Below are 4,844 nucleotides of genomic sequence, written 5' to 3'. Positions count from 1 at the left end.
GTCTTCTGGTCGGAAGGAACGGTGGTGGGCACTGCCATGAGCGACCGGCCGGTGCACGAGATGGCTGCTGAGAACGACCCCTGTCCCGGTGTTGGGCTGCCGGACGATCTCCTGGCCGAGGCGGCCGTCTGGCAGGCACGCGTGCGGGATGCCGGGGCGCTGGACGGGGTACGGCGCGACTTCGTCCGCTGGCTGGATGCCGATCCGCGGCACCGCCAGGCGTTCGACGAGACCGAGCGGCTGTTCGCGCGCCTGGAGCTTCCGGTCCGGCGGATCCTGGCCGACCAGCACACTCCCGCAACGCCGCATGCTGGCCCACGGGTGCGCCGGCGCTTCGCCCTGGTCGCCGGCCTGGCGGCGGCATGCGTCGCCGGCATGGTCTGGCAGGGCGGGTCCATCGACAGCGACCATGCGACCGGGATCGGCGAACGGCGCCCGATGACGCTCGCCGACGGCAGCATGGTCGAGCTCAACACCGACACGGCGATCGCGGTCGATCTCGACGGACCTCGGCGCGAGGTCCGGCTGCTGCGCGGTGAGGCGTGGTTCGACGTCGAGACGGACCCGGATCGGCCGTTCGTGCTGCGCACCGATGCAGGGACGATCCGCGTCCGTGGCACCAGCTTCAACGTGCGGCTGGATGGCGAGCGCATGGTCGTCAGCCTGGTGGAGGGCCGGGTGAAGCTGATCAGCGCCGAGCGAGCGGTGGCATCGATGATCCTCGACGCCGGCTGGCAGGCGGTGGTGACGTCCGGCTCGATCCAGGCGGAGCAGGGGTTCGATCAGGCGGCAGTGACCGCGTGGCAGCGTGGCCAGCTCGTGTTTTACGACACGCCGCTGGCCCAGGTGGTCGAGCAGCTCAACCGCTACCGGCCGGGCCACATCGTGCTGGCGGGCCGGGGCTTGGCCGGCCTGAAGGTGAGCGGCGTGTTCTCGACCCAGGACCCGGACGCCGCGCTGGCGGCCATCCGCCGGACCCTGCCGATCGAGGTGACCGACTTGTTCGGCTATCTAGCGATCATCCATTGACCCGGGCCGACTGAATTCTTGTATTGTTCTAATTATACTTAAAGCAACTGTGGGTTTCTTGCCTGTTTGTCGATATCCGGGCTGGGGGGGCGGCGGCATCCGGCTCGTCATCTCTCGCGAACCGACGGCAAGGGGGACCGCCGTCGGTCGTGCGAGGGATGGAGAAGTCGGATGGCGCTCAGCGCGGCAGCGAGACTGCGCAGGATTTCACTCGGTGCGGCCGTTTCCATAATGGCGCTCGTGCAGGCAGGGGCGCTCGCGGCCCAGGAGGGGGCCGCCGATGCGGCCCAGATGCAGTCCGTCTACCCGTTCGACATCATCGCCAAGCCGCTGCCCCAGGCCATCGCCGACTTCTCGGGCGTGACTGGCCTTCAGGTCCTGTATACCGAGCGGTCGGTCTTCGATCATCAGGCCCCGGCCCTCAAGGGCAGCTTCACCGCCAGCCAAGCCCTGGAGCGGCTGCTGGCGGGCACCGGCCTGCTCTGGCGCTTCACCTCCGCAGACACGGTCACGCTGGAAAAGCCGGTGACCAACGACGACGAGGTCCAGCTCGGCCCGGTCCTGGTGACCGGCTCCATGAACCCCGGCACCACCGAAGGCACCGGCTCGTTCACGACCGATTCCGTCAGCACCTCGACCGGGCTCAACCTGTCGCTGCGCGAAACGCCGCAGGCCACGACCGTGACCACGCGCCAGCAGATCCAGGACCAGCAGCTGAACTCGGTCCAGGACGTCCTCAACCAGACGGTCGGCCTGAGCGTCAGCCAGACGGGTGCGATCGGCTCGGACAACAACGCCGTCTATGCGCGCGGCTTCGCCATCAGCAACTACCAGACCGATGGCCTGCCACGCTCGACCGTCTACGGCATGGACGATTCGATCGCGGACACCGCGCTCTACGACCGGGTCGAGGTGGTGCGCGGCGCCACCGGCCTGCTCAACGGCGTGGGTGACCCGTCCGCGACGGTGAACCTGATCCGCAAGCGGCCGACCTTCAACTTCGCCGGCTACGGCCAAGTCTCGGGCGGCTCCTGGAACACCTATCGGGCGGAGGGCGACGTCTCGGGGCCGCTCAATGGCTCGGGCACGGTGCGCGGCCGACTGGTCGGCGTCCTGCAGGACGGGGATTCTTACGTCTCGCGCCTGACGACCGAGAAGCAGATCCTCTACGGCATGGTCGAGGCCGACCTCACCCCGAACACCCTGGCGTCGGTGGCGGTCGAGTACCAGAACCACCATGCCGACGACGCCTCGCGTGCCGGCTTCCCGCTGTTCTTCTCCGACGGCGGCCTGGCCAATCTCAGCCGCTCGACCAACTCGTCGGCGGACTGGACCTATCATGAGAACAGCAACCTCTCGATTCTGACCTCGCTGGAGCACCGGTTCGAGAACGACTGGACGGTCAAGTTCGATTACGAGCACTCGGACCGCAAGTACGACACCATGATCGGCTACGGCATCCGCGGCAGCCTGAACCGGGACGGCACCGGGATGAGCATCTGGCCGGGCCGCTGGGCCGCCGATCCCGTGCAGGACACCTTCGCGCTCACCGCGTCCGGCCCCTACCAGCTGTTCGGCCGGCAGCACGAGGCGATGGTCGGCGCCACCGCGTACTGGGCCGATGGTGGGGGCGACACCTTCCCGCTCTGGTTCCTGGACGGCTACGACCCGACCATCGACAACTACTTCACCTGGGACGGCCGGATCGCCAACCCGAATATCCAGGCGAACGGCACCTTCACCAAGGACGAGCGGCAGATCGCGGGCTATGCCGCGACCCGGCTGCGGCCGACCGACGACCTCGCCGTCATCCTGGGCGCCCGGGTCACCGATTGGCGGTACAAGGAAACCAACACGCCGGACGGCGGTGCCACCGAGCTGGTCGACAACCGCCAGGAGAACGGCGTGGTCACGCCCTATGCCGGCGTGGTGTACGACCTGACCCAAAACTTCTCCCTCTACGCGAGCTACACCAGCATCTTCAAGCCGCAGAGCGAGCAGGACGTCACCGGCCGCACACTCGATCCGCTGGAGGGCAACGGCTACGAGGGCGGCGTGACCGCGAGCTTCCTGGACGGCGCGCTGAACGGGCGGTTCGCCATGTTCGAGATCCAGCAGGACAACCTCGCGGTGGCGGACGGCGACAACCTGGCCCCGGACGGCAGCCAGGCCTATCGCGCTGTGGATGGCACCACCTCCAAGGGCTTCGAGCTGGAACTGTTCGGCGAGGTGCTGCCCGGCTGGCAGGTCGGCGGCGGCTACGCCCAGGCGCGGCCGAAGGATGCCGACGGCAACGAGCTGAACACCGAGATCCCGGAAAAGACGTTCAAGCTGTTCTCCACCTACCAGTTCCCGGGCATCTGGGACGGCCTGACGGTAGGGGCCGGCGTACGCTGGCAGAGCAGCATGCTGGCCCAGGACGCCGGGCCCAATGGCGAGGACTTCAAGCAGGACGACCTCGCGATCGTCGACCTGATGGCGCGCTATCGCTTCACCGAGAACTTCTCGTTGATGGCCAACATCAACAACCTGTTCGACAAGGAATACTACACCTCGATCGGCGCCAACGGCTTTTACGGCGCGCCGCTCAACTTCCTGCTGACGGCCCGTGCCGAGTGGTGAACCGCCCGGGCGCCAACCTCCAATCCACAGATCGAGAAGGATGCCTGAAATGATCCTGTCCCGCAGGACCCTGCTGCACAGCTCCGCACTGGGAGCCGCCGCCTTACCGTTCATCACCACCGGATCGTCCGCCGCCGTCTCGGATAGAATCCTGGACCGGCCGCTCGCCAAAGGGCTCTACGAGGTCGCCTACAGCGCCGGGGCGAACGCCGTGTTCGTTGCCTGCGCGCAGGAGTTCGGCGACGGCAAGGGCGGGATCGTCTACCGGCTGGATCCGGTGACGCTGGAGACGACCGGCACCATCGAGGTGCCAGAGAAGGTGTTCGCGCTGGCGGTCAACGACCGCACCGGCAAGCTCTATGCCGGCAACACGCTGGAAGGGGCGATCACCCGGATCGACATCCCGACCGGCAAGGTCGAGGCCCGGCTGCAGCTCAGCAACAACAAGGAGATCCGCACTCGGCAGATCCGTGTCGACGAGGCAGGCGACCGGATCCTGGTCACTGGCGTGGAGCATCCCAGCATTGTCTGGGTGGTGGACGGCACCTCGTTTACCCAGATTGGTGCTGTGCCGGACACCGGCGGGTCGGCCACCGGCCTGGCGCTCGATCTAGGCCGCGACCGGATCTATGTCGGCAACAACGATGCCCAGATCGTGGTCGCCGATCCGAAGGCCGGCAAGATCCTGGAGCGCTTCACGACCGGCGACGACCAGAAGCGGTTCTTCGTCAACGTGGTCTTGGACGAGGCCGCCCGGCGGCTCTACGCGATCGAAGCCAACGAGCGTTTCGTGTTCGTGTTCGATGCGGACGAGGGCACCCTCCTCGACAAGATCGAAACCGGTAATAACCCTCTTGCTGGAGTGGTCGATCCGACTGGCAAGCGGCTCTACGTGACCAACCGCGGGGAAGGTTCGGTCAGCGTCATCGACACCACGGCGAACCAGGTGGTCCGGAAGATCGAGCTGGGCGCGTTCCCGAATAGCCTGGTGCTAGATGTAGAGGCGAAGACGCTGTTCGTCACCGTGAAGCAGCCGCTGCACCAGGACGAACTGGGCTATGATCCCTTGGCACTTGATCGGATCGCTCGTATCTCCCTCTAACGACAGGGGTAGGGAGTAGGGAACTTGGCGCCGTCTACTCAAGCACCTGCTTCTTGTCCGGTGGATCGAGTACAATACTGAAAGCACGATT

At 66.5% G+C, this 4,844-nt stretch carries 3 protein-coding genes; all 3 read left to right on the top strand.

Annotated elements, in window-relative coordinates; translation table 11 throughout:
- The coding region (locus tag VNS22_RS12320; RefSeq protein ID WP_325732809.1) for a FecR family protein at positions 1-1,029 on the top strand (1,029 nt) is incomplete at its 5' end.
- A gap of 231 nt (positions 1,030-1,260) precedes the next feature.
- Positions 1,261-3,651 carry a TonB-dependent siderophore receptor gene (locus VNS22_RS12315; protein ID WP_325732807.1) on the top strand — a complete coding sequence of 797 codons (2,391 nt, stop codon included), beginning with the start codon at positions 1,261-1,263 and terminating at the stop codon, positions 3,649-3,651.
- A 49-nt stretch (positions 3,652-3,700) separates the two neighbouring features.
- Entirely contained in the window at positions 3,701-4,753 is a 1,053-nt protein-coding gene (locus tag VNS22_RS12310) for a YncE family protein (RefSeq protein ID WP_325732805.1), read from the top strand.
- Positions 4,754-4,844: the final 91 nt, after the last annotated feature.

The sequence above is a fragment of the Geminicoccus sp. genome (assembly GCF_035556675.1).
Lineage (GTDB): Bacteria > Pseudomonadota > Alphaproteobacteria > Geminicoccales > Geminicoccaceae > Geminicoccus.
Note: the sequence above shows the minus strand (reverse complement) of the source record. Positions and strands in the feature narration are given on the sequence as shown.

What these genes read in the sequence shown, in the direction of transcription:
- VNS22_RS12315 (WP_325732807.1), top strand. Translation starts at nt 1,261, where the DNA reads ATGGCGCTCGTGCAGGCAGGGGCGCTCGCGGCCCAGGAGGGGGCCGCC.
- VNS22_RS12310 (WP_325732805.1), top strand. Translation starts at nt 3,701, where the DNA reads ATGATCCTGTCCCGCAGGACCCTGCTGCACAGCTCCGCACTGGGAGCC.